Annotated in this window: 24 protein-coding genes and 1 other RNA gene; 14 read left to right on the forward strand and 11 right to left on the reverse strand. The window is 64.6% G+C overall.

What is annotated here, in order from left to right:
- The first annotated feature begins 374 nt into the window (after positions 1-374).
- A complete protein-coding gene (locus V6X30_RS08940; RefSeq protein ID WP_367984286.1) occupies positions 375-2126 on the forward strand; it encodes a PHA/PHB synthase family protein in 1752 nt (583 codons plus the stop codon).
- Between the two features lie 18 nt (positions 2127-2144).
- On the opposite strand, the gene cysQ is transcribed toward V6X30_RS08940, so the two are convergent.
- Positions 2145-2999 (reverse strand): 3'(2'),5'-bisphosphate nucleotidase CysQ, encoded by an 855-nt coding sequence (cysQ, locus tag V6X30_RS08945; RefSeq protein WP_367984287.1) that lies wholly within the window; start codon positions 2997-2999, stop codon positions 2145-2147.
- A 176-nt stretch (positions 3000-3175) separates the two neighbouring features.
- Here cysQ and trxA point away from each other — a divergent pair, with 176 nt between their 5' ends.
- Together trxA and rho are read left to right on the forward strand one after the other, a co-directional pair.
- Complete coding sequence (gene trxA, locus V6X30_RS08950; RefSeq protein WP_367984288.1) at positions 3176-3502, forward strand: thioredoxin TrxA; 327 nt, start codon at positions 3176-3178, stop codon at positions 3500-3502.
- Between the two features lie 76 nt (positions 3503-3578).
- Positions 3579-4835, forward strand: coding sequence for a transcription termination factor Rho (gene rho, locus V6X30_RS08955; RefSeq protein WP_367967756.1), 1257 nt, complete (start codon positions 3579-3581; stop codon positions 4833-4835).
- Between the two features lie 50 nt (positions 4836-4885).
- Here the strand turns inward: rho and V6X30_RS08960 are convergent, their stop codons facing one another.
- The 3 genes from V6X30_RS08960 to lgt all read right to left on the reverse strand — a co-directional run bounded on the left by V6X30_RS08960 (position 4886) and on the right by lgt (position 7027).
- Positions 4886-5377, reverse strand: a complete 492-nt coding sequence (locus V6X30_RS08960; RefSeq protein ID WP_367984289.1) for a dihydrofolate reductase — start codon at positions 5375-5377, stop codon at positions 4886-4888.
- 14 nt (positions 5378-5391) lie between these two features.
- Complete coding sequence (locus V6X30_RS08965; protein ID WP_367984290.1) at positions 5392-6186, reverse strand: thymidylate synthase; 795 nt, start codon at positions 6184-6186, stop codon at positions 5392-5394.
- A 61-nt stretch (positions 6187-6247) separates the two neighbouring features.
- Complete coding sequence (gene lgt, locus V6X30_RS08970) at positions 6248-7027, reverse strand: prolipoprotein diacylglyceryl transferase (RefSeq protein ID WP_367984291.1); 780 nt, start codon at positions 7025-7027, stop codon at positions 6248-6250.
- Between the two features lie 120 nt (positions 7028-7147).
- Between lgt and V6X30_RS08975 the strand changes: the two genes are divergently transcribed.
- Together V6X30_RS08975 and argA are read left to right on the forward strand one after the other, a co-directional pair.
- Positions 7148-7810 (forward strand): TIGR04211 family SH3 domain-containing protein, encoded by a 663-nt coding sequence (locus tag V6X30_RS08975; RefSeq protein WP_367984292.1) that lies wholly within the window; start codon positions 7148-7150, stop codon positions 7808-7810.
- 12 nt (positions 7811-7822) lie between these two features.
- On the forward strand, positions 7823-9142 hold the full coding sequence (gene argA / locus V6X30_RS08980) for an amino-acid N-acetyltransferase (RefSeq protein WP_367984293.1): 1320 nt from the start codon (positions 7823-7825) through the stop codon (positions 9140-9142).
- On the opposite strand, the gene V6X30_RS08985 is transcribed toward argA, so the two are convergent.
- The 6 genes from V6X30_RS08985 to V6X30_RS09010 all read right to left on the reverse strand — a co-directional run bounded on the left by V6X30_RS08985 (position 9139) and on the right by V6X30_RS09010 (position 11979).
- Entirely contained in the window at positions 9139-10068 is a 930-nt protein-coding gene (locus V6X30_RS08985; protein ID WP_367984294.1) for a glucosaminidase domain-containing protein, read from the reverse strand. The genes argA and V6X30_RS08985 overlap by 4 nt on opposite strands.
- On the reverse strand, positions 10061-10543 hold the full coding sequence (locus V6X30_RS08990; protein ID WP_367984295.1) for an EVE domain-containing protein: 483 nt from the start codon (positions 10541-10543) through the stop codon (positions 10061-10063). Before V6X30_RS08990 ends, V6X30_RS08985 begins: the two co-directional genes overlap by 8 nt.
- A 42-nt stretch (positions 10544-10585) precedes the next feature.
- Positions 10586-11206 (reverse strand): 5-formyltetrahydrofolate cyclo-ligase, encoded by a 621-nt coding sequence (locus V6X30_RS08995; protein WP_367984297.1) that lies wholly within the window; start codon positions 11204-11206, stop codon positions 10586-10588.
- Positions 11207-11228: 22 nt separating this feature from the next.
- Positions 11229-11416, reverse strand: a non-coding RNA gene (gene ssrS, locus V6X30_RS09000) — 6S RNA.
- 33 nt (positions 11417-11449) lie between these two features.
- The gene (locus tag V6X30_RS09005; protein ID WP_367984299.1) at positions 11450-11764 is read right to left on the reverse strand and encodes a cell division protein ZapA; all 315 of its coding nucleotides are present in this window, start codon (positions 11762-11764) and stop codon (positions 11450-11452) included.
- Entirely contained in the window at positions 11761-11979 is a 219-nt protein-coding gene (locus V6X30_RS09010; RefSeq protein WP_367984300.1) for a TIGR02449 family protein, read from the reverse strand. The genes V6X30_RS09005 and V6X30_RS09010 overlap by 4 nt, the downstream gene beginning before the upstream one ends.
- A gap of 55 nt (positions 11980-12034) precedes the next feature.
- Between V6X30_RS09010 and V6X30_RS09015 the strand changes: the two genes are divergently transcribed.
- From V6X30_RS09015 to V6X30_RS09035, 5 genes are all read left to right on the forward strand, one after another.
- Complete coding sequence (locus V6X30_RS09015) at positions 12035-12622, forward strand: UPF0149 family protein (RefSeq protein WP_367984301.1); 588 nt, start codon at positions 12035-12037, stop codon at positions 12620-12622.
- 18 nt (positions 12623-12640) lie between these two features.
- On the forward strand, positions 12641-13945 hold the full coding sequence (locus tag V6X30_RS09020) for an aminopeptidase P N-terminal domain-containing protein (protein WP_367984302.1): 1305 nt from the start codon (positions 12641-12643) through the stop codon (positions 13943-13945).
- Entirely contained in the window at positions 13942-15231 is a 1290-nt protein-coding gene (gene ubiH, locus V6X30_RS09025) for a 2-octaprenyl-6-methoxyphenyl hydroxylase (RefSeq protein ID WP_367984303.1), read from the forward strand. The genes V6X30_RS09020 and ubiH overlap by 4 nt, the downstream gene beginning before the upstream one ends.
- A 146-nt stretch (positions 15232-15377) precedes the next feature.
- Complete coding sequence (gene gcvH, locus V6X30_RS09030) at positions 15378-15770, forward strand: glycine cleavage system protein GcvH (protein ID WP_367984304.1); 393 nt, start codon at positions 15378-15380, stop codon at positions 15768-15770.
- A 316-nt stretch (positions 15771-16086) separates the two neighbouring features.
- On the forward strand, positions 16087-18054 hold the full coding sequence (locus V6X30_RS09035; protein ID WP_367984305.1) for a phospho-sugar mutase: 1968 nt from the start codon (positions 16087-16089) through the stop codon (positions 18052-18054).
- Positions 18055-18096: 42 nt separating this feature from the next.
- Here V6X30_RS09035 and V6X30_RS09040 read toward each other — a convergent pair whose 3' ends face one another.
- Entirely contained in the window at positions 18097-19122 is a 1026-nt protein-coding gene (locus V6X30_RS09040) for an NAD-dependent epimerase (RefSeq protein ID WP_367984306.1), read from the reverse strand.
- A 160-nt stretch (positions 19123-19282) separates the two neighbouring features.
- Here V6X30_RS09040 and rfaH point away from each other — a divergent pair, with 160 nt between their 5' ends.
- From rfaH to V6X30_RS09060, 4 genes are read left to right on the forward strand one after another with little or no spacing between them, the layout of a single operon-like run.
- Entirely contained in the window at positions 19283-19780 is a 498-nt protein-coding gene (rfaH, locus tag V6X30_RS09045) for a transcription/translation regulatory transformer protein RfaH (protein ID WP_367984307.1), read from the forward strand.
- Positions 19781-19783: 3 nt separating this feature from the next.
- Entirely contained in the window at positions 19784-20941 is a 1158-nt protein-coding gene (locus V6X30_RS09050) for a glycosyltransferase (protein ID WP_367984308.1), read from the forward strand.
- Positions 20942-20948: 7 nt separating this feature from the next.
- Complete coding sequence (locus V6X30_RS09055; protein WP_367984309.1) at positions 20949-21917, forward strand: NAD-dependent epimerase/dehydratase family protein; 969 nt, start codon at positions 20949-20951, stop codon at positions 21915-21917.
- On the forward strand, positions 21914-22486 hold the full coding sequence (locus V6X30_RS09060) for a sugar transferase (RefSeq protein ID WP_367984310.1): 573 nt from the start codon (positions 21914-21916) through the stop codon (positions 22484-22486). The genes V6X30_RS09055 and V6X30_RS09060 overlap by 4 nt, the downstream gene beginning before the upstream one ends.
- Positions 22487-22500: the final 14 nt, after the last annotated feature.

A 22500-nucleotide genomic window follows, 5' to 3' on the forward strand; every position in this document is an offset into this window, starting at 1 on the left:
TCCCTACCCGTCCCCCGGGCTCACGCGAGACGCGGGGCGTGGAGCGCGGTGGATAACACACCGATCGGCGTCTCAAGATCGCCCGGTGGACGGGTAGGGAGCCGATAAGCCCGGGATCGGGTGGTGCGTCATGGCCTGGCGATCCCGTCTCCTTGCCCCGGGCGACCTCGGGGCGCGTTTCCGTGTGTTATCCACCGCATGAAGCGCCTCGCGCACCGCGCGAGCCCGGGGCAAGGAGATGGGAGCGCCAAGCCCTTCATCGGTTAGCGGACCGGTGAGCCCGGCGAAGGGGGTCGAGCCGGCATTCGCACCGAGGGGAACCGACCGCCGCGTCCTAGAGCCCAACAGGGTGAATCCGCACGAAAGGAAGCGACATGACGCGCCTGGAACATGCCTTCGAGGAAAATGTGACCGAACCGGTGCCATGGGATCGGCTGCTTCATGCCACCCTTGGCCGAATGACCGGGGGCATCTCGCCGACCGCGTTGCAGCTTGCCTTTTTTGACTGGGCGGGTCATCTCGCACTCAATCCGGGACGCCAGAGTGCCCTGCAGGAGAAGGCGCTGCGTAAGGCGCTGCGGCTCGCGGCCTACTCCGGTCACTGCCTTGCCGGGGACACCGAAGGGCGTTGCATCGAGCCGTTGCCCAATGATCACCGCTTCGATGCGCCGGAGTGGGAGCGCTGGCCGTTTTCCTTCATCCATCAGGCCTTTCTGCTGCAGCAGCAGTGGTGGCATGTGGCAACCGCAGGTGTGCCCGGCGTTGATCCGCACCACGAGGAAGTGGTGAATTTCACGGTCCGGCAGATGCTCGATCTGTTCTCGCCGTCCAACTTCCTGCCCACTAACCCAGAGGTCCTGGAGCGGACCATCAGCGAAAACGGCTGGAACCTGGTCCGGGGCGCATCGAACTGGTTGGAGGACACGCAGCGGGAGATCGCGGGACGACCGCAGAAGGGTGGCGAGGACTACCAGGTGGGGCGTGATCTGGCGCTGACACCAGGCAAGGTGGTCCACCGCAATGCGCTCATGGAGCTCATCCAATACGAGCCCACGACGGAGACCGTGCACCCTGAGCCGGTGCTGATCGTGCCGGCCTGGATCATGAAGTACTACATCCTCGACCTGCAGCCGGGCCGGTCGCTGATCGAATATCTGGTCAACCAGGGCCATACCGTGTTCGTGGTCTCCTGGAAGAATCCAGGCCCCGAGGATCGTGAGATGGGTATGGCCGACTATCGGCGAATGGGTGTCAATGATGCACTGGATGCCGTCAACGCCATCGTGCCCGAGCAGAAGGTGCACGGCGTCGGCTATTGCCTGGGCGGCACGCTTTTTACCCTGGCCGCCGCGGCCATGGCCCGGGACGGGGACGACCGCCTGGCGACCCTGTCCTTGCTGGCGGCACAGACCGATTTCACCGAGCCTGGCGAACTGGATCTGTTCATCGACGAGTCACAGGTCTCGTTCCTGGAGGATGTGATGTGGGCGCGCGGTTACCTGGGCCGTGATCATATGGCCGGCGCCTTCCATCTCCTGCGCTCCCAGGATCTGGTCTGGTCGCGGCTCGTGCGTAACTACCTGATGGGCGAGCGCGAAGAAATGTTCGACCTGATGGCCTGGAATGCGGATGCCACCCGGCTGCCCTATCGCATGCACAGCGAGTATTTACGCGATCTGTTTCTGCATAACGACCTGGTGGAAGGCCGCTACGACATCGATGGCCGGCCAGTATCCGTCGGCGATATCGATGCGCCGATCTTCTCGGTGGCGACCCAAAAGGACCACATCGCACCCTGGCACTCGGTCTACAAGATCGTCCGGCTCGCGCGCACTGATGTCACCTTCCTGCTCACGCGGGGTGGGCATAATGCCGGCATCGTCAGCGAGCCCGGCCATCCGCGGCGCCACTACCAGATGAAGCACTTCCAGCCGCTGGGCCCGACCTATCCGGCGGAACGGTTTGAGCGCGAGAGACCACGCGAGGAGGGGTCCTGGTGGCCCGCCTGGCAGCAGTGGCTGGCCGAGCGCTCCGGTGAGCCTGTGTCACCACCGTCCATCGGTGTGCCCGAGCGGGGTTTCGTGCCCTATGCCGACGCGCCGGGCGAATATGTGCTCATGCACTGAGGCGCGATCGCGTGCGTCTCAGCGCTCGTCCACCGGCAGGCCTTGAAGGTATTCCGCCCAGCGCCAGTCGGGGTCGCCCAGGACGACGAAATTGGGGTTGAGGGTGGATTCCTTGGCGTTGTAGCGCAGTGGCACCCCATCGGGGCGCATGACGACGCCTCCGGCGGCCTCGACGACGCACTGGGCGGCGGCACTGTCCCACTCGGAAGTCGGCCCGAAGCGCGGATAGCAGTCCGCCGCGCCCTCGGCCACCAGGCAGAACTTCAATGAGCTGCCCATCGAGCGCGTCTCGAATTCGGGCAGCCGCTGGAGGAGTTCCTCCACGCGAGGATGCCGGTGCGAGCGGCTTACGACGACGGTCAGACGGTCGGTATCCACGCGGCGGGTACGGATATCGTGGCGGCCCTCGGCGTCGCGACGCTCGGCCCGACAGAGCTGGGTCCCGGAATCGCCGTCGGCAACGGGCCAGAGAATGCCCATCCAGGTGGTGGATAGAACCGGGGCATGGACGACCCCGATCGCCGGTGCCTGGTGTTCGATGAGCGCGATGTTCACGGTGAACTCGCCGTTGCGCTTGACGAACTCCCGCGTGCCATCGAGCGGATCCACCAGCCAGTAGCGCGGCCAGTCGCGGCGCGCTTCATACGCAGGGATGCCCCCCTCCTCCGAGATCACCGGGATATCCGGGGTCAATTCGCCCAGCTGCTCGACAATCAAGTGGTGGGCGGCGTTGTCCGCTGTTGTCAGCGGCGAGTCGTCGGCTTTCGCCTCGACCTCGAAGCCGCTCGCATAGATCGACAGGATCTCGCGGCCCGCCGACTCGGCAATATCAATGGCGGCCTCGCTGAGGCGATCGATGTCCGTTGTGTTCATGGGGCGTCAATATACACGCCAGAGCACGGAAGTTGACACGCCTCGCACAGGGGGATACGCTCCCCATCAGTGCCATTCAGGCCATACCCCCTATTAGGCCTCATGTATTCGCCAAGCGATCCATCCGGTCGTTTCAACTCCGACAAGCAACCTGCGTATCCCTGGAGGATTGTTTCGTGAGCGACAACATCGTCCACGTCTCCGACGCCAACTTTGAGTCTGAAGTCATCAACTCCGATCAACCGGTCCTGGTGGACTATTGGGCGGAGTGGTGCGGCCCCTGCAAGATGATCGCGCCGATCCTCGAGGAAGTGGCCGGCAGCTTTGAGGGTAAGCTCAAGATCGCCAAGCTGAACATCGATGAGAACCCGGAAACTCCGCCGAAGTACGGTATCCGTGGCATTCCCACGCTGATGCTGTTCAAGAACGGCGGTGTCGAGGCGACCAAGGTGGGTGCCCTTTCCAAGGCGCAGCTCTCCGCCTTCATCGACAGCAACCTCTAGCAATAGTGGAATCCCCGGGGTACGCCCCCTTTCCTACCAGGGTAATGGCCGTCCGCCGGGCGGCCTCGAAGCAGTAATGAATCTCACCGAACTCAAGCAGAAGCCAGCCGCCGAACTCGTCGAGCTGGCCCAGTCCCTCGGCATCGAGAACATGGCCCGCTCTCGTAAGCAGGATGTCATCTTCTCGCTGCTCAAGGCCCATGCCAAGAAGGGCGAAGACATCTGGGGCGACGGCGTCCTGGAGATCCTGCAGGACGGCTTCGGGTTCCTGCGCTCCACCACCAGCTCCTACATGGCCGGGCCCGACGACATTTACGTCTCGCCCAGCCAGATCCGCCGCTTCAGCCTGCGCACCGGCGACACCATCTCCGGGAAGATCCGCCCGCCCAAGGAGGGCGAGCGCTACTTCGCGCTGCTCAAGGTCGATCAGATCAACTTCGAGAAGCCGGAGGCGGCGAAGCATAAGGTTCTGTTCGAGAACCTCACGCCGCTGTTCCCCAAGGAACGGCTGACCCTTGAGCGCGGAAACGGATCCACCGAGGATCTGACCGCCCGGGTCATCGATCTGTCCGCGCCCATCGGCAAGGGGCAGCGTGCGCTGATCGTCTCGCCGCCCAAGGCCGGCAAGACCATGCTGCTGCAGAACATTGCGCAGTCCATCACGGCGAATAATCCCGAGGCTTACGTCATCGTGCTGCTCATCGACGAGCGCCCGGAGGAAGTCACCGAGATGGAGCGCACCGTGCGGGGTGAAGTAGTGTCGTCGACTTTCGACGAGCCGGCCAACCGCCACGTCCAGGTCGCCGAGATGGTGATTGAGAAGGCCAAGCGCCTGGTCGAGCACAAGCGTGACGTGGTCATCATGCTCGACTCCATCACCCGTCTGGCGCGGGCCTACAACACGGTGGTGCCGAGCTCCGGCAAGGTGCTGACCGGTGGCGTGGATGCCAATGCGCTTCATCGTCCCAAGCGTTTCTTCGGCGCCGCCCGCAATATCGAGGAGGGCGGCAGCCTGAGCATCATCGCCACCTCGCTGATCGAGACCGGCTCGCGCATGGACGATGTGATCTATGAGGAGTTCAAGGGCACCGGCAACATGGAGGTTCACCTCGACCGCCGTATCGCCGAGAAGCGCATCTATCCGGCCATCAACATCAATCGCTCCGGTACGCGCCGTGAGGAGCTGCTGATGACCCCGGAGGAGCTCCAGAAGGTCTGGATCCTGCGCAAGCTCCTGCATCCCATGGATGAGCTCGCGGCCATCGAATTCCTGCTCGACAAGCTCAAGGACACGAAGACCAACAACGAGTTTTTCCAGGCCATGAAGCGCTAGGCGTCAGATGATGCGGGATCTAATTGGATACGGCGGACGCTGTCGCGCGGTCAGCGATTAACCCGCACCCACGTCTCGAAATCCATCGGCCAGGCATGCTCGGCATCGACCGGGTGATGCGTGGTCTGTTGTAGGGCCCAGTCCGGGCCCTCGAAGGCCGGGAACCAGGTATCTCCCTCCAGCTCCGCGCGCACCCGGGTCAGCTCGATGTGGTCGGCGATGGGCAGGAAAGCGGCGTAGATCTCGGCGCCGCCGATGACCATCAGCTCCGGGGCATCGCCCGCCGCGGCGATCGCCTCGTCCAGGGTCCGGACCGCCTCCACGCCGTCGGCGGACCAGGTCGCATCCCGCGTCATGACGATGTTCTGCCGGTTGGGCAGGGGCCGGCCGATCGACTCGAAGTTGCGCCGGCCCATGACGATGGGCTTGCCGCGGGTCAGTGCCACGAAATGCCGCATGTCATCGGGCAGCCGCCAGGGCAGGTCGTTGTTGCGGCCGATGACCCGGTTCTCGCTCATTGCCACCACGAGCGTGATCTGCATGGCGTAAACCTCCTCTACACCGCCACCGGGGCGGCGATATGCGGATGTGACTGGTACCCCTCAAGGGCGATGTCCTCGAACCGGAAATCGAACAGGTTCGTGATGTCCGGATTCAGGCGCAGCGTCGGCAGCGGCAGTGGTTCACGTGCCAGCTGTCGGTCGGCCTGCTCCAGGTGATTCACATAGAGGTGGGCATCACCGAAGGTATGCACGAACTCGCCCGGCGCCAGCCCGGTGACCTGCGCCACCATGTGGGTGAGCAGCGCATAGGAGGCGATATTGAACGGCACGCCAAGGAACAGGTCGGCACTGCGCTGATAGAGCTGGCAGGAGAGCCGGCCACCGGCGACGTAGAACTGGAAAAGCACATGGCAGGGCGGGAGTCCCATGCGGTCGACTTCGGCCGGGTTCCAGGCGGTCACGATATGCCGGCGCGAATCCGGATTGTGCCGGATCTGTTCGATGACCTGGGCGATCTGGTCGATTTTCCGGCCATCTGGAGCGGGCCATGAGCGCCACTGCACGCCATAGATGGGCCCCAGGTCGCCATTTTCGTCGGCCCATTCATCCCAGATCCTGACACCGTTTTCCTTCAGGTAGCGGATATTGCTGTCACCCGCCAGGAACCAGAGCAGCTCGTGGATGATCGATCGCAGATGCAGTTTCTTGGTGGTGACCACCGGGAAACCCTCGGCCAGGTCAAAGCGCATCTGCCAGCCGAACACCGATCGGGTTCCCGTCCCGGTGCGATCGGATTTCTCGATGCCGTGGTCACGGACGTGGCGGAGAAGGTCCAGGTACTGTTGCATGCGTGCGGATGACTCCCGTGTTGGACCTGGGATTGTGGTGTCCGCCGAAGTCGACGGCAAGTCAGCGGCGACGCGCCGCCCAGGCCATCAGGCCGAGTCCCGCCAGGATCATCGGCAGGGAAAGCAGCTGACCCATGGTCAACCAGCCGCCCAGCAGGTAACCGATGTGCGCGTCCGGCAGGCGCACGAACTCCACGCTGAATCGGGCGACGCCGTAGCCGGCGAGGAACAGGCCCGTCACCATGCCGGTGGGCCGCGGACGGCTTGAGAACCACCACACCACCACGAAGAGCACGATCCCCTCCAGTGCCATTTCATAGAGCTGTGAGGGGTGTCGTGGGGAAGGCCCCAGCGGCGGATAGACCATGCCCCAGGGCAGTTGGGTCGGTGCGCCCCAGAGCTCGCCGTTGATGAAGTTGCCAAGCCGGCCCGCCGCCAGGCCCGGCGGGATGAGCGGCGCGACAAAGTCGCCCAGCGCCAGCGGACGGATCCCCTGGCGCCAGGCATACCACGCCATCATCAGGATCACGCCAATGAGTCCGCCATGGAAGGCCATGCCCCCTTCCCAGAGGCGGAGCAGCGAGAGCGGATCGTTCCAGACCGCCCCGCCGCTATAGAACAGCGCATAGCCGACGCGGCCGCCGACTACCACACCGATGGCGCCGAACAGCAACAGATCGTCCATCTGCGACGGCTTGATGGGTGTGTCCGGTCGACGTGCCCGCAGTCGCCCCAGCCACCACGCCAGCCCGAAGCCGACGGCGTACATGACGCCGTACCAGTGGATGTCCAGCGGGCCGAGTGAAATGGCGACCGGGTCGATATCGGGGTAATGCAGCATGGGGTTCATTGTGACGGAATGGCGCTGGAGCAGGAAGGCGCCGGGTGTCCAGTATCCGGGGCTTGAGCTAGACTGAATTCCAATCTTCGTTTAAGCGATTCATGACAGGAGTAGGCGTTCGTGCGGCGATGGGTACATGCGGCGGGCATGGTGGTGGTGATGGGTCTGGTGAGTCTGGCGCCGGCGGTCGCACAGACAACGGCCTATGTGACCGATGAACTCGAGATCACGATGCGCAGTGGCCAGGGCAATGACTACCGCATCATTCGGTTGCTGAGCTCCGGGGCGCAGCTCGAGGTGCTTCAGCGTGGTGACACCTGGACCCGGGTCCGGACCGGTGACGACGAGGGCTGGGTGCGCAGTATCTACCTGCAGTCCGAGCCCGGCGCCGCCACCCGGCTAGCCCGTGCCAGCGAACAGCTCGAGCGGCTGCGTCAGGAAAACGGACAAATATCCGACACCCTGGCCAGAGTGGAATCGGAACTGGAAACCGTGAGCACCGCCAATACCGAACTCGAGGCGGATAACCAGCGGATGTCCCAGCGCCTTCAGGAGGCTGATGAAGGATTGCAGCTCGCCGACGAGAACAAGGCCCTGCGCAAGCAGGTCATCGATCTGGAGCGTCAGGTTCAGGACCTCTCCCGCGAAGCCGAGCGCATGGCCGACCGCGAGCGCCAGGACTGGTTTATCGCCGGGGCGGGCGTGATCGTATTCGGCATGCTGCTGGGGATCCTCGTCACCCGCATCCGCTGGCGCAAGCGCAGCAGCTGGGGAGACCTCTAGGGGCTCTGGCGCATGAATGATTCCCTGGGCCATCTGGTGGACTGGTTCCGCCACAGCTCCCCCTTTATCCATGCTCACCGGGGGCGCACTTTCGTGGTCAGTGTCGGTGGTGAGGCACTGACTGAAGGGACGGCGGCCGGCCTGGTGCATGATCTGGCTCTGCTAAGTGGGCTCGGTATCCGCCTGGTGGTTGTCCCGGGGGCACGTCCGCAGATCGAAGAGCGCCTCAGCCATCAGGGTGCCACCATTCGTTACGTCAACGGCCTGCGGGTGACCGATGCTGACGCGCTCGCCTGCGTGCGCGACGCCGTCGGCAGCGTGCGGCTCGAACTCGAGGCGCTGTTCTCGATGGGGCTCGCCAATTCACCTATGGCTGGCCTGCGCCTGCAGGTCGCCAGCGGCAACTTCGTGACCGCGCGGCCGCTCGGAGTCCGAGACGGGGTGGACTATCTACAGACCGGTGAGGTGAGGCGTATTGATACCACGGCCATCCGCCAGCGACTCGACGATGGCGCAGTGGTGCTGTTGAGTCCGCTCGGCGTTTCGCCCACGGGGGAGCAGTTCAACCTTTATGCCGAAGATGTCGCGGTCGCGGCCGCTCGCGGTCTGCGGGCAGATAAGCTGCTGTTCCTGCACGAAGGTGAAGGGTTGGTGGATGCCCACGGCGAGGCCATCGGCGAGCTTACCGTCGAGCAGGCACGAGACTGGCTGGAGCCGGGGAATATGGCTGATTCGCCGGTCATCGCCCAGCTCGCCCGTGCCGTCGCCGCCTGCCGAGGCGGTGTCGCGCGGGTCCATCTGCTGCCGCGGGCCCGTGATGGCGCCATCCTCGGTGAGCTGTTCAGCCGGGATGGTGTCGGCACGCTGGTGACGCCCCGGGCGTTCGAGCGGCTGCGCACCGCCGGCGTTGAGGACATTAGCGGCATCCTGGCGCTGATTGCCCCGCTCGAGGCGGACGGTACCCTCGTGCGGCGCACCCGGGAGCGGCTGGAGACCGAAATCGGCGATTTTACGGTAGTGGAGCGCGAGGGAACGGTCGTGGCCTGCGCGGCGCTGCACCCGATCCCCGAGACGAATGCCGCGGAGGTTGCCTGCCTGGTGGTGCATCCGGACTACCGAGGCGGCCAGAGAGGCCGGCAGCTGCTGCGCAGACTGGAGGATGACGCCCGCGCCGCCGGTCGTGAGTGGCTTTTCGTGCTCACCACGCGAACCGCCCACTGGTTCCAGGAACAGGGCTTTGCGCCGGCGCCAGTGGATGCCCTGCCCGCGAGCCGCCAGGCCTTTTACAACCTCGGCCGCAGCTCGCGGGTGCTGAGTAAGCCGATCGGCTAGCGAAGGGCCAGGCGTTCCGGAATGTCCGAGAGCCGTGCATTGGCCACCGCCTGTTCCAGACCGTTGCCGCTGATCATTTCCCGGACTTCCTTTACATAGGCCCATCCACGCTGGGAATACTTCTCCAGCCCTGCGGTCATCTCGGTGGGTGTCATCTCCCGCCCCGCCTCGGCAGCTCGCGCCCGAAGCGAACGGAAGCGCTGGTAGGCCTCGTGGCTGTTGAGGTTGTTGAGATAGCTGCGCACGGAGTCGCGCAGGTCATCGAAGACCCGGACGTAATGGTCAGCCCCCTTGGCCCGGTCGCGGGGCTTCAGGCCTTCGCTGGCCTGCCAGGTCCACTCGCCGAACAGGTTGTTGCCCTGGCGTGCGAACCGCGATGTGCCCCAGCCGCTCTCAATCGCCGCCTGCGCCAGTGCCAGTGAGGCCGGCACGGTATCGATGCGGTTCATGAGGGTATCGGCCGTTTCCTTGGCGAGCGGATCGCCGTCGACGTCATATTCCCCGGCGAGGCGCTTGATGATGTTGACCCTGCGCTGTTCCGGCAGGTCCTCGTTGATGGCCTGCTTGAGTTCGCTGCGCTGCATTTCGATGCGGGTATTCTCCGCCAGTACCAGCGGAAGCAGCGTGCGGAAGAACAGCGACTTGCGGGTCTCGGTGGGGGTATCCGAGAGATCGTCCGGGAAATACTGCACCGTCAGGGGCGGCACCTGGTTAGCCGGCCAGAAGTAACCCGCCTGCGAGAAAACCGCCTCGAGTCGCTCCGCGCTGCTGGCGTAAACCGGCTCCAGTGGCGGCACCTTGCCGTCGCTATTGGCAATGCCGGGCCAGCCAAGCCACCAGAGGGCAAGGATGAGGGCGATTGCACCCAGTGGAGTCGCTTCAATGAGCGTTCGCAGAGGAGAGCTCTTTGTTTTGTCGTTATCCATTGTCTGACGTATCCCGTTGTTCCATTTCGAGGATATGGTCCCATTCCGATTCGCTTAACGGCATCACGGACAGCCGGTTACCGCGCTGGACGAGACGCATTTCAGACAGAGCGGGCTCCGCCTTGAGTTCCGACAACGGGATAATTCGGTCCAGATGTCTGATATAGCGCACATCCACCATCAGCCATCTGGGGTTGTCCGGATCGCTTTTAGGGTCATAGTACTTTTCGTCCGGGTCGAATGCGGTGTGATCCGGATAGGCCTCGCTGACTACCTCCATGATGCCGACAATGCCCGGCACTTTGGTATTGGAGTGGTAGAAGAACGCCTGATCTCCCGGCTGGAACTGATCCCGGAACATATTGCGCACCTGGTAGTTGCGGATGCCGTCCCAGTGCTCTGTTCCATCGGGTTCCGCCGCCAGATGATCGATGCCGTAGACATCCGGCTCGGACTTCATCAACCAGTAAGCCATGACGTTTCCAGAAAGCGGCTCGAATTGAATTAACCGCGCAGTTTAACAGAAAATCGTCTCGCAATCGGTGACACAGATATCCAGTGGCTGATCCCATGAATCGTGGGGAATGCTTGGCTGTTTCTGACAGGCATGGGCCAGACCGAGGCAGATCGGCCGGCGAAATCGGCCCCGAACGCCTAAGGTGCGATCATAGAAACCACCGCCCATGCCGAGGCGATGACCGGCTTCGTCAAAACCGACCAGTGGCATGATCAGCAGGTCGATGGCGGCCAGGGAGCAGGTGGGATGGGGGCGGCCGGCCGGCTCGGGAATCCCCAACAGGCCTGGATGCAGCGGCGTGTTGCGGTCATAGCGGCGAAAGATCAGATGTCCGCGCTGCCGGGCGGCCCGTCGCCCGCGCTCGCCCCGCGCGGGTCGGATGACCGGCAGATAGACCTGTTTACCAGTCCGCCATGCGGCCTTGACCAGCGGGTGTGGATCGATTTCACCGTCGGCCGCCAGGTAAACCGCAATGCGCCGGGCCCGCCGCCAGGCAGCCAGGCGCATCACCCGTATGGCGGCCATGCGGGCGGCCCATTGGGCGGTGCCGGCCTCGATGGCCTGGCGCTGCGCCCTCAGCCGGGCGCGCAGCGTCTGCTTGCGCTCGGTGGTGATGCTCATGGGATGGCAAGCGGTAAGTGAACGGGTCCCCGTGACGTCGTTCGGGCACGCCCTTGAACCCTTTGGTTCAGGTCGGGGAGGGCGAATGACCCCTTAGGCTTTCCGCTCGTGGCGGACCTGCACACCGGTGTCATTACCAGCGTCTCCCCTAAGGCGCATGATTGTAGGGTCAAGAATGCTAAAACCCGTTATCGAGCGCCACAGGGACCCGAGACACAGTCTGCATCCCTGCCCGCCTTTCGTCTAGCGGCGCTGCAGCTCTGCTGGCACCTCGACGCCATCGAGGTAGTCATCGATGCGTGCATCCAGGTCGCGCAGCCGGGTCTCGATCACCTCTGCGCCGGCTGCGTGATTCTGCGCCTGGAGCATCTCATGGGTGATGTTGAGGGCCGCCATGATCGCGATGCGGTCCATGCCGACGATCTTTCCGGCGTCGCGGATTTCGCGCATGCGGGCGTCAAGCTGACGGGCCGACTCCAGCAGGCCATCACGCTCCTCGGCGGGGGCGGCGACCATGAATTCGCGATCGAGGATGCTGACCTTGACCGGTTCGCTCATCCGTTATGCTCCAGTGCCTTGAGCCGACTGATCATGGCCTCGATCCGCGCTCTGGCGGTCTCATTCTTGTCCAACAGTGCCGCGCGTTCCGCGTTGAGCGATTCCTGGGCGCGGAGCAGTACGCGGTTCTCGTCACGCAGCTGATCGCAGAGCCGTATGAGCCGCTCCACGCGCTGTTCCAGTTGCATGACCTGTTCGCTAACGGAATCAACCACTTGAGATATCCCCGCGTAATCACTGCGAGTCTAGCACCAATGGTAGAATATGCCCATGAATGATTCCGAGCGCTATGACGAAGTAGCGGCTGCTCTGGCGGGTGTGGACGCCAACCTTTCGGCGGCCGAGGCACAGGGCATGCTCTGCGGCCTTTTCTGCAGCCCCGAGACACCGGAGGCGGCCCGTTGGATCGCGCAGGTGCTGGATGGCCTCTCGCCCAAGGGGGAACCGGCCAGGGAAGTACTGGAGGCGCTGTCCAATCTCTACCAGGACACCCGTGACCGGCTCGAGAACGACAGCCTCGAGTTCGATCTGCTGCTCCCCGACGACGAGCAGCCCATCGGTCGGCGCGCCACCGCCCTCGGCCAGTGGTGCGAGGGCTTTCTGTTCGGCCTTGGTCTGGCCGGGAGTCACGATCCAGCCAGGCTGCCGCGCGAGGCCAATGAGGTGATTAGCGATCTGACCGAGATCGCGCGGGTCGATGCCGACGCCGAGGCAGATGAGGACAGCGAAATCGCCTACACCGAGCTGGTCGAATACCTGCGTGCGGCCACGCTGCTCGTACGCGAGCATACGGCGCTGCCCTCTTCTGCGCGTCCCGCGGACAACGGCAGCCCCGCCGGACCGGATATTCTGCATTAGCGAGAAGGACCCCGACGGATGGATACCGCTGAACATGCCTGTCGCCGCGACATCCTCATGCGTCACGTCGGCGAGGATGGTATCGCCGTGCTGGCCTCTGCGCCGGAGCGGCCGCGCAATCGTGACGTCCACCACCCCTACCGCCAGGACAGCGACTTTCTCTACCTGAGCGGTTTCGACGAGCCTGACGCCGTGGCCGTACTCGTCCCCGGCCGGGATCAAGGGGAGTTCATCCTCTTCTCCCGCGAGCGCGATCCGCTGCGCGAGACCTGGGAAGGGCGCACGATCGGCCAGGCCGCCGCGGTAGAGGACTATGGCGCTGACGATGCCTTTCCCATCGACGACATCGACGACATTCTGCCGGGTCTCATGGAAGGTCGGGACAAGGTCTATTGCGCCATGGGGGCGGATGCCGACTTCGATCAGCGCCTGATCGGCTGGGTGAACGCCCTGCGCGCCCGGGCCCGCGCCGGCGTCAAGGCGCCGCTCGAGTATGTCTCGCTGGAGCATGTGCTGCATGAGATGCGGCTGATCAAGTCGAAAGCGGAGGTGGCGCGGATGCGTGAGTCGGCCCGCATCACGGCGGCCGCGCATGCCAGACTGCTCGGCGTGGTCCGGCCCGGGATGATGGAGTACGAGGTCGAGGCGGAGCTTCTCTACGACTTCCGGCGCCACAACGGCGGGCCCGCCTATCCGATCATCGCTGGCGGCGGCGCCAATGCCTGCGTCCTGCACTACATCGCCAACCAGGCGGCATTGCAGGATGGCGATCTGCTGCTGGTGGATGCCGGCATCGAGCTCGATGGCTATGCCGCCGACATTACCCGCACGCTGCCCGTGAACGGGCGCTTCAGCGGCGAGCAACGGGCGATCTACGAGCTGGTGCTCGATGCGCAGCATGCGGCCCTCGCCGAGGTGCGGCCCGGCCAGCACTGGAATGCCGCTCATGAGGCGGCGACGCGCGTTCTCGTTGAGGGCATGGTTGAACTGGATCTGCTCCGCGGCGAGGTCGACGAGCTGATCGAATCCGGCGACTACCGTCGGTTTTTCATGCATCGCACCGGACACTGGCTGGGCATGGATGTCCACGACGTGGGTGACTACAAGGTCGATGGCCATTGGCGTGAACTGGAACCGGAGATGGCGCTCACCGTCGAGCCGGGGCTCTACATCCCGCCGGGCAGCCCGGTGGACGAGCGCTGGCACGGGATCGGTGTGCGCATCGAGGACAACTGTGTGATCACCCGTGATGGCCATGACAACCTGACGGCGGCGGCACCGAAGGCCATCGACGAGATCGAGGCGGCCATGGTGGGATCATGATGGTGGATGAAGCGACTTTCGATGTCCTGATCGCCGGGGGTGGGCTCGTGGGGGCCAGTCTGGCGGTGGCGTTGCGCGATACCGGGTTCACCGTGGCGGTGGTCGAGCCGGTGCCCCCAAAGGCCGATCAGCAACCCAGCTTCGATGACCGGCAGACGGCACTGGCGCCCACCTCGCGGCGTTTCTTCCAGAATCTCGGCCTCTGGGATGCCATCGAGCCGGGGGTGGCACCGATTCGGTCCATCCACGTCTCCGATCGCGGACATGGGGGGTTCACCCGGCTCAGTGCCGATCAGGAAGGCCTGCCCGCGCTCGGCCATGTCGCGCCCAACCGGGTGCTCGGTGCCGCCCTGCGCCCGGCCATGGCGGCCGCTGCTACGCTGTTCTGTCCTGCGCACATCATTGACAGCCAGCCGGTTTATGACGGCGCGGCTGCCGGCGAGGCGCGGCTCGCGGCGCGCAAGGTGCGCATCGAGACCGAGGATGGCGAGCGCACGCTGACCACCCGACTGCTGGTGGTGGCCGATGGCATGCGCTCGGCCACCCGCGATGCGCTTGGGGTCGAGACCGACGAGCGTGATTACGGCCAGAGCGCCATCATCGCCAATCTGCGAACCGAACGTCCCCACGCCGGCGTCGCCTTCGAGCGGTTCACGCCCGACGGCCCGCTGGCCCTGCTGCCGGCGCCGGACAATGCCGTGTCGCTGGTCTGGACGCTGCCCCATGATGAGGCCCGCGACGTCGCCGAATCCTGGTCCGACGCGGCATTTCTAACGCGTCTGCAGGATGCCTTTGGGTGGCGTCTCGGGCGGCTCGAGGGCGTTGGCCAGCGGCATGTCTATCCGTTGGTGGCGGTCACCGCCGAGCAGTTCTCGGTGGAGCGGGCGGTGATCCTGGGCAACGCAGCGCATGCCCTGCACCCGGTGGCCGGCCAGGGCCTCAACCTGGCGCTGCGCGACGTGGCGGCGCTGGCCGGGGCGCTGGGGGGTGGGCCGGACTCGGCGGCCAGGTCGGGTTCGGCGGCGGAGCGAGGGAATCCTCCGCCGGATCCCGGTGAGCCGTCGCGGCTCGAGGCCTACGCCCGGTCCCGGCGCAGCGACTACCGCCGTACTTTCACCTTTACCGACGGTCTCGTGCGGCTATTCTCCAATGAATTCCTGCCGTTGGTGGCTGCGCGCAATATCGGCCTGACCGCACTGGATCTTCTGCCGCCGGCGCGGCGCCTGCTGCTCAAGCAGGCCACCGGGGCGGCCGGGGATGTGCCCGCGCTCTGTCGGGAGCCGTAACCCGGCGGCATCCGGAGGCCAGTGCGCCCAGGCACGCGCAACTGAGGCAACCGGCGTTGGGATTTTAGCGGCCGTACCGCTAACATCGCGAACGGGTGCCGCGTTGGGCGGTTCGAGTGCATTTTGCGTGGCAGAGGGAAACCGATATGAGCGAGATACCCACCGATCTTCGATACGCCGCTACGCATGAGTGGGTGCGGGATGAGGGCGATGGCACGGTGACGGTGGGTATCACCGATCACGCCCAGGCCTCGCTCGGTGACCTGGTGTTCGTCGAGCTGCCGGAGGGCGAGGGCACCACGGAGGCCGGGGCCGCATGCGCCGTGGTCGAATCCGTGAAAGCCGCCTCTGATATCTATGCCCCGGTGGATGGCGAGATTACCGCCGTGAACGATGCGGTCCGGGACGAGCCGGAGCTCATCAACAGCGACCCCTACGGCGAAGGCTGGCTTTTCCGCATGCGAATGGCCGATGCCGGCGCGCTGGGCGAGCTGCTGGATGCCGATGGTTACGCCGAGGTGGTAGAGGCCGAATCGTAAGAGGGTGAGTTGTCGGGCGGAGGGTCACGCGTCGCGGGGTCGGTCTGTGCGCAAGCCGGTGTGGTCGAAGTGGCCGGGGAGGGTTTGGTATGTCCTTTTCGGGCCCTGTTGACGTTGGATATCTTACGTAACGCGTCATGACGACATGAATCAGTGCAAACGGTGGCGACTGGCCGACAGACGGTCCCTGGAAGAGCTGGAATCCCTACGCATTACGTCTTGTGTCCCTGCGAGCTCTGTCCAGCGTTAACAGGGGTCGCAAAGAGGGTGTCGATCCCCTCGGCCGTGACATGACATCAGAGAGAAAATCCAAACCATGGATGGCGACGACCTGAAACAACTGCTGGAGTACGCACGGGCCTGGCGTGATGCCGACCCGGATCCGGAGACCCGCCGCGACCTGGACCAGCGCATTCAGCGTGCCGAGGCGGCACTATCCGGCGAGGCAGGGGCAGAAACCGATACAGGCCACATTGAATCCGACCCGCCGATTACTGCCCTTCGCAACTGCTTCGACCCAGCACTCGGGTTTGGCACCGCGGGGCTGCGGGGTCTCAAGGGGCCCGGGCCCGCGCATATCAACCACCGCCTCATCCAGCGGGTCACGGCGGTCATGGCCGATGTGCTGCGCGCCGAGGTGCCGGACGCCGCCGAGCGCGGTGTGGTCATCGGCTATGACGCCCGGCACGGCTCTACAGAACTGGCGGACACCGCTGCGCGGACCATCGCCGGCGCCGGGCTGGGGGTCCATGTCTTGGACGACTATGCTCCGACGCCGCTGGTGGCATTCGCCGCGCTGGAACTGCAGGCCGCCGCCGGGATCGTGCTCACCGCCAGCCATAACCCCCCCGAGTACCTGGGCTACAAGGTTTACTGGTCCAATGCCGCACAGCTGGTCTCGCCGATCGATCAGCGCATTGCCCAGGCGTTGAAGGCCCTTCCGGCGGGGGTGGAGATTCCGAAGATCGACGCCGCCGAGGCAGCACAAAGCGAAATCTGCCCCTACTGGAAAATTTACGGTGAAAGCCTCAGGACGCGCTATCTCGAGGCCATCCGCCAGCCCGGGAGCTCATCGTCGGGCGCCTGGCCGGCCGTCCCGTCGGACCCTGCGACCGCCGTGATCCGACCGACCGCCTCGGGCGTCTCACCGAGTGCAGACAACCTCAGCAAGGTCCGTCCGACCCTGCGCATCGCCTACAGCGCCATGCACGGCGTTGCCGGCGAACTGGTCAGGGCAGCGCTCGCCGAGCAGGGTGGCATCGATCTGTATGAGGTCACGGAACAGGCGGCGCCGGATGGCGGCTTTCCGACCGTGCGGTTTCCCAACCCGGAGGAGCCGGGAGCGCTCGACCGGCTGACGGAACTCGCTGCCGAGGTCGGTGCGGATGTGGCGCTGGCAACGGACCCCGACGGCGATCGTCTGGCAGTGGCCCTGCCTGATGAGCACGGGGACTGGCGAGTCCTGATGGGGGATCAGACCGGCGTGCTCATGGGCGACTACCTCATGGCCCGCCAGATGGCGGCGACAGGCAAAGATAAGCCCGGCGGCGGTCAATCATTTGTCATGAACACCGTGGTGAGCTCGCGCCTGCTCGGGCGGTTGGCAGCCCACTACGGCATCGACTTCGAACAGACACTGACCGGTTTCAAGTGGATCTGGTATCGCGCCCTGCAACGCGAGGCCACGGGCGATCGTTTCCTCTATGCCTATGAAGACGCCATTGGTTTCTGTCCCACTCGGCGGGTCCGGGACAAGGATGGCATTGCCGCGGCGGTAGTGATGGCCGAGCTGGCCCGCGACGCCCTCGCCGCCGGGACCACCCTGAATGCCCGCTTGCAGGCGCTGTATCAGCGGCATGGCCTGTCCGTTAACCGTCAGGTCAACATCAAGCTCACTGGCGACGGAGCCCGGGAACGCATGAAGGAAAGCCTGCAGGCATTGCGTGCGGACCCCCCCGGGCAGATCGCCGGGCTTCAAGTCACCCGGATCCATGACTATCAGGCCGCCGAGAGCCATCGTCCCGATGGCAGTGACCCGGAACCTATTCCACTGCCCACCACGGACCTCGTCCAGCTCGATCTTACGGGCGTGGACAGTGCCGAATCCGGCGCCGCGGCGGGCGCCTACCATGCCAGCATCCGGCCCAGCGGCACCGAGCCTAAGCTCAAGATCTACCTGGAGTATCTGGGCAGGCCCGACAGCCCGGATTCAGCGGCGGAAGCCGCCGAGGCCGAGGAGGGGCTGGGTAGGCTGGGTGAGGCGCTGCGGGAGCGGCTGGCCTAGGCTGGACCGATGCCCCGCGATTGCGCTGTCGTCTCGAGCGCGCTAAACCCCGTAGTAGTCCCGATACCAGTCAACGAAGCGCCGTACCCCCTCCTCTACCGGCGTTGAAGGCTGATAGCCCACCGCCGCGGCCAGATCGTCGGCGCTTGCCCAGGTATCAGGCACATCGCCGGGCTGGAGGGGCAGCATTTCCATTTCCGCCTTGCGGCCAAGGCATTCCTCCAGCACGCGGATGTAATCGAGCAGCTGGACGGGTCGGTTATTGCCGATATTGAAAATCCGCCACGGCACGTGACTGGTCGCGGGGTCCGGCGCGTCGCTGTCCCACTCCGGGTTGGCGGCGGCGGGTCTGTCACAGACGCGGATCACACCCTCGGCGATATCCTCCACAAACGTGAAATCGCGCTGATGATGTCCATGGTTGAATACCTGGATCGGCTCGCCGGCCAGAATCTTCCGGGTAAACAGGAAAAGGGCCATATCCGGCCGGCCCCACGGCCCGTAGACCGTAAAGAACCTCAGCCCGGTGCATGGCAGACCGAAGAGATGCGCGTAGCTGTGGGCCATCAGCTCATTGGCGCGCTTGGTGGCGCCGTAGATGGCTAGGGGGTGATCGGCCGGCTCGTGCTCGGTGAACGGCATCTGCGTATTGGCGCCATAAACCGAACTGGTCGAGGCGTAGACCAGGTGACCGACGTCGTTGTACCGACAGCCCTCGAGCACGTTCAGGAATCCGGTGACGTTGCTGTCGATGTAGGTCTGCGGGTTTTCGAGGGAATAACGCACGCCGGCCTGCGCCGCCAGATGGATGACGCGCTCGAAGCCTTCGTCGAAAATCTCCCGGATTCGGTCGGCGTCCGCCAGGTCCGTTTTACGGAAGGCAAAACGCCCGGGTACGGCCGGGTCGGCATCGCACTGCGCCAGGCGCTCCAGGCGGGCCTGCTTGAGCCGGACATCGTAGTAGTCGTTGAGGTTATCGACCCCCACGACCGTGTCGCCCCGGGCGAGCAACTGTTTGCAGGTGTGATAGCCGATGAAGCCAGCGACGCCGGTGAGCAGAATCCTCATGCCGCGAACGATACCCGCGCCCGCGATGACGGGCCAGTCCCCGCCGGACGCAGGGTTGTCATTGTATTGAATGGGGCGGCATTCTTGTGGGCGATTGTTCATGGGATGAACAGGATGCAACGGGACCGATGCCACATGTGGCGTCGCGGGAGGTTGAAGGATGAAACGCTGGTACGCGGTTTACTGCAAGCCCAGGGAAGATGAGCGCGCAGAGCTGCACCTTGATCGTCAGCACTTCGAGGTCTTCCGACCCAAGCATCGGGTTCGGCGCAAGCGTCAGGGCCGGATGACCACGCTGGTCGAATCCCTGTTCCCGCGATATCTTTTCATCCACCTCGACGATGTCGCCGAGAACTGGGCCCCCATCCGCTCGACGCGTGGGGTCGCCGGGCTGGTGCGCTGGGGCGACCGCATCCCGCCGGTGCCGGACGTGGTCGTGGACGGCTTGCAGAATCATGTCGATGAGCTCGGTTGCATCCCCACCCCACCGGCGGATTACCGCGTCGGCGATCGGCTGCGCATCCTCGAAGGCCCATTTGCCGGGCTCGAGGGCATGTTCTACAGCCGCAAGGGAGAGGATCGCGTCATGCTGCTGCTCGAGATCATGAAGCAGCCGCAGAAGATGACGTTCGCCGAGATGTCGCTGGCGCGGGCGTGAGTTTTGAGAGTTCTTCATGTTTACCGGCGCTATTTCCCCGATGCGCCGGGCGGGACCGCCGAGGCAATCCGGCAGATCGCCCTCGTACTGCAGGCGAAGGGGGTCGAAAGCCGGGTATTCGCACTGTCTCCGGCCAGGGAGACGGATCCCGTCGAACGTCCCGAAGGCCGGGTGGTCCGGTCCCGGTCCTGGTTGGCGCCCGCTTCGTGCGATCTCGGCGGCGTCGCGGCGCTTTTACGCTTCAGGCGTGAGGCCAATCGGGCGGATCTGATTCACTATCACTTCCCCTGGCCGTTTGCAGACCTTCTGCACTTCTCCACACGTCCTGAAAAACCCTCACTCATCACCTATCACGCCGACGTCGTTGAGAAGGGCGTGCTGGGAAGGTGCTACCGTCCGTTGCAGACGCGGATGCTGGCATCCATGCAGGCTGTCGTGGCCACTTCCCCGGCCTACAGGCAGACCAGTCCGGCCTTGCGGCGGGTGGAGGCCAGTTCGCCGGGCCGCGTGGAGGTGATTCCGCTCGGCGTATCGGAGTCAAGCTATCAGGATCATCTCGACGCAGCCGGTGAGATCAGCGTTACCGAGTCTTTCGGGCTGACGCCCGACCGCTACTTTCTTTTCATTGGGGCTGCACGTGCTTACAAGGCATTGCCTGTACTCGAGAAGGCGGCAGGCGGTGGCATGCTCCCCGTGGCCGTCGCTGGTCCGGGGACCTCGCCGGAAGGTGGGGCGCTTCACGCGGATGGCGACGCCGATCTCAAATACCTCGGACAGGTCAGTCCCGCGCAGAAAATGGCGCTGATCAGGAACTGCCGTGCACTCGTTCTGCCGTCGAACCGTCGCTCCGAGGCGTTCGGCATGGTGCTGGTGGAGGCGGCAATGTGCGGTCGCCCCCTGATCTCCACCGAACTCGGTACCGGGACGAGCTATGTGAACATCAATGGAGAAACGGGGCTTGTCGTCCCGCCCGATGATCCCGGCCGTCTCCGTGATGCCATGGAAAGGCTCGCATCGAACGACGAGGAGTCAGGGCGTATGGGAAGCGCCGCAAGGCAGCGTTACGAAAGGCTTTTCGCCGGCCGCCCCCTGGCCGAGGCCTATCACGACCTCTACCAGCGGATTCTGGCCAATCACGACAGCCATGGCATCCAGGAATAGATTGTTGATGCCCTACCGTATTGCCGTCACCGGCGCCAATGGGTTCATCGGAACGGCGTTATGCCCGGCATTGACGGCGTGCGGTCATCAAATCATTGCCCAGACGAGGCGATCTGATCCTCCGCGCCGCGCCACGGGCGGTGTCCAGTGGGTGGCGTTTGAGATATCGGATGCGGCGGAGACGCAATGGCGCTCACTCCTGGACGGTGCTGATGCCGTCGTCCATCTCGCCGCTCAAGCGCATGAGCGCGCGACCGGGCAATCTCTGCGCAGCCTCCGCGCGGCCAATGTCGAGGCGGTCGTGAACCTGGCCCGGCAGGCCCGTGAGGTTGGCATCAAGCGGCTTGTTTATCTGAGCTCGATCGGGGTTCTGGGCCAGTCCAGCTCGGCGCCGTTGGTTGAGACCGATGCACCGGCTCCGGCCGATCCGTATGCCTGGAGTAAGTATGAGGCGGAGAAGGCCCTCTGGGAGATCGTTTCCGGCACGGACATGTCCCTGACCGTCATCCGCCCGCCCCTGGTTCACGGGCCTGGTGCCCCCGGCAACTTCGGTCGGCTGCTCGGTTGGGCCCGAAAGGGCCGACTCCTGCCGCTTGGCGCGGTCACCGGCAATCAGCGGAGTCTCGTTGGGCGCCAGAACCTCGTGGACTTCATCCATCGAGCGCTGACGCACCCGCAGGCCGGCAATCAGACGTTTCATGTGGCCGACGACGAAACGGTTTCAACAACGGATTTGCTCCGGATGCTGGCGCATGCCGCCGGCCAGGATCCGAAACTCGTCGGTGTCCCGCCGGTGATTCTACGCACCGGCGCACGGCTCCTCGGTCGCCGGGCTATGATTGAGCGGCTACTGGGGTCATTGACCGTGGATACCCGAAAGGCCCGGGACCTGCTGGGCTGGCGTCCACCGCTGAGTCTAGAGCAGGGGTTGCGGGAGGCCGTTATCGCGCATCCGGATGCTGAGTCTGCCGCATGATTCGCCGATCAGTGATTCGCGGAATGGACCTGATCTTCGCCATCGTTGGTGGCTTTTTGCTGTTACCGGTCTTCCTTGGCGTTCTGCTGGTCGGATTCGCGGAGACCGGCTCGCCGCTGTTTCGCCAGCGTCGGGTGGGCCGCCATGAAAAGCCTTTCATCCTTGTGAAATTCCGCACCATGCGGCCCGGGACCCCGTCGGTCGCCACCCATCTCGCGGACCAGACGGCGGTCACTCGCCTTGGCGGCTTCCTGCGCCGCACCAAGCTCGATGAGCTGCCGCAGCTCTGGAATGTCGTGAAAGGCGACATGAGCCTTGTCGGTCCACGGCCCTGTCTGCCCGAACAGCAGGACTTGATCGATGCCCGGGCGGCGCGAGGCGTATTCCACCATCGGCCCGGCATCACGGGTCTCGCCCAGATTCATGGGATAGACATGTCCGATCCCGGAAAATTGGCTGAATGGGATGCCCGCATGCTGGCATCTTTCTCGATACCCGCCTATTTTCGCTACATAATGCGGACAATGAATGGCGCGGGCCGGGGTGATCGCATCCACTCAAAGGAATGAGTTTTGCGCGGTTC

It is taken from the genome of Spiribacter sp. 1M189, assembly GCF_040838345.1.
GTDB classification, from domain to species: domain Bacteria; phylum Pseudomonadota; class Gammaproteobacteria; order Nitrococcales; family Nitrococcaceae; genus Spiribacter; species Spiribacter insolitus.

What these genes read in the sequence shown, in the direction of transcription:
- V6X30_RS08940 (WP_367984286.1), top strand. Translation starts at nt 375, where the DNA reads ATGACGCGCCTGGAACATGCCTTCGAGGAAAATGTGACCGAACCGGTG.
- cysQ (WP_367984287.1), bottom strand. Translation starts at nt 2,999, where the DNA reads ATGAACACAACGGACATCGATCGCCTCAGCGAGGCCGCCATTGATATT.
- rho (WP_367967756.1), top strand. Translation starts at nt 3,579, where the DNA reads ATGAATCTCACCGAACTCAAGCAGAAGCCAGCCGCCGAACTCGTCGAG.
- V6X30_RS08960 (WP_367984289.1), bottom strand. Translation starts at nt 5,377, where the DNA reads ATGCAGATCACGCTCGTGGTGGCAATGAGCGAGAACCGGGTCATCGGC.
- V6X30_RS08965 (WP_367984290.1), bottom strand. Translation starts at nt 6,186, where the DNA reads ATGCAACAGTACCTGGACCTTCTCCGCCACGTCCGTGACCACGGCATC.
- lgt (WP_367984291.1), bottom strand. Translation starts at nt 7,027, where the DNA reads ATGCTGCATTACCCCGATATCGACCCGGTCGCCATTTCACTCGGCCCG.
- argA (WP_367984293.1), top strand. Translation starts at nt 7,823, where the DNA reads ATGAATGATTCCCTGGGCCATCTGGTGGACTGGTTCCGCCACAGCTCC.
- V6X30_RS08985 (WP_367984294.1), bottom strand. Translation starts at nt 10,068, where the DNA reads ATGGATAACGACAAAACAAAGAGCTCTCCTCTGCGAACGCTCATTGAA.
- V6X30_RS08990 (WP_367984295.1), bottom strand. Translation starts at nt 10,543, where the DNA reads ATGGCTTACTGGTTGATGAAGTCCGAGCCGGATGTCTACGGCATCGAT.
- V6X30_RS08995 (WP_367984297.1), bottom strand. Translation starts at nt 11,206, where the DNA reads ATGAGCATCACCACCGAGCGCAAGCAGACGCTGCGCGCCCGGCTGAGG.
- V6X30_RS09005 (WP_367984299.1), bottom strand. Translation starts at nt 11,764, where the DNA reads ATGAGCGAACCGGTCAAGGTCAGCATCCTCGATCGCGAATTCATGGTC.
- V6X30_RS09015 (WP_367984301.1), top strand. Translation starts at nt 12,035, where the DNA reads ATGAATGATTCCGAGCGCTATGACGAAGTAGCGGCTGCTCTGGCGGGT.
- V6X30_RS09020 (WP_367984302.1), top strand. Translation starts at nt 12,641, where the DNA reads ATGGATACCGCTGAACATGCCTGTCGCCGCGACATCCTCATGCGTCAC.
- ubiH (WP_367984303.1), top strand. Translation starts at nt 13,942, where the DNA reads ATGATGGTGGATGAAGCGACTTTCGATGTCCTGATCGCCGGGGGTGGG.
- gcvH (WP_367984304.1), top strand. Translation starts at nt 15,378, where the DNA reads ATGAGCGAGATACCCACCGATCTTCGATACGCCGCTACGCATGAGTGG.
- V6X30_RS09035 (WP_367984305.1), top strand. Translation starts at nt 16,087, where the DNA reads ATGGATGGCGACGACCTGAAACAACTGCTGGAGTACGCACGGGCCTGG.
- V6X30_RS09040 (WP_367984306.1), bottom strand. Translation starts at nt 19,122, where the DNA reads ATGAGGATTCTGCTCACCGGCGTCGCTGGCTTCATCGGCTATCACACC.
- rfaH (WP_367984307.1), top strand. Translation starts at nt 19,283, where the DNA reads ATGAAACGCTGGTACGCGGTTTACTGCAAGCCCAGGGAAGATGAGCGC.
- V6X30_RS09055 (WP_367984309.1), top strand. Translation starts at nt 20,949, where the DNA reads ATGCCCTACCGTATTGCCGTCACCGGCGCCAATGGGTTCATCGGAACG.
- V6X30_RS09060 (WP_367984310.1), top strand. Translation starts at nt 21,914, where the DNA reads ATGATTCGCCGATCAGTGATTCGCGGAATGGACCTGATCTTCGCCATC.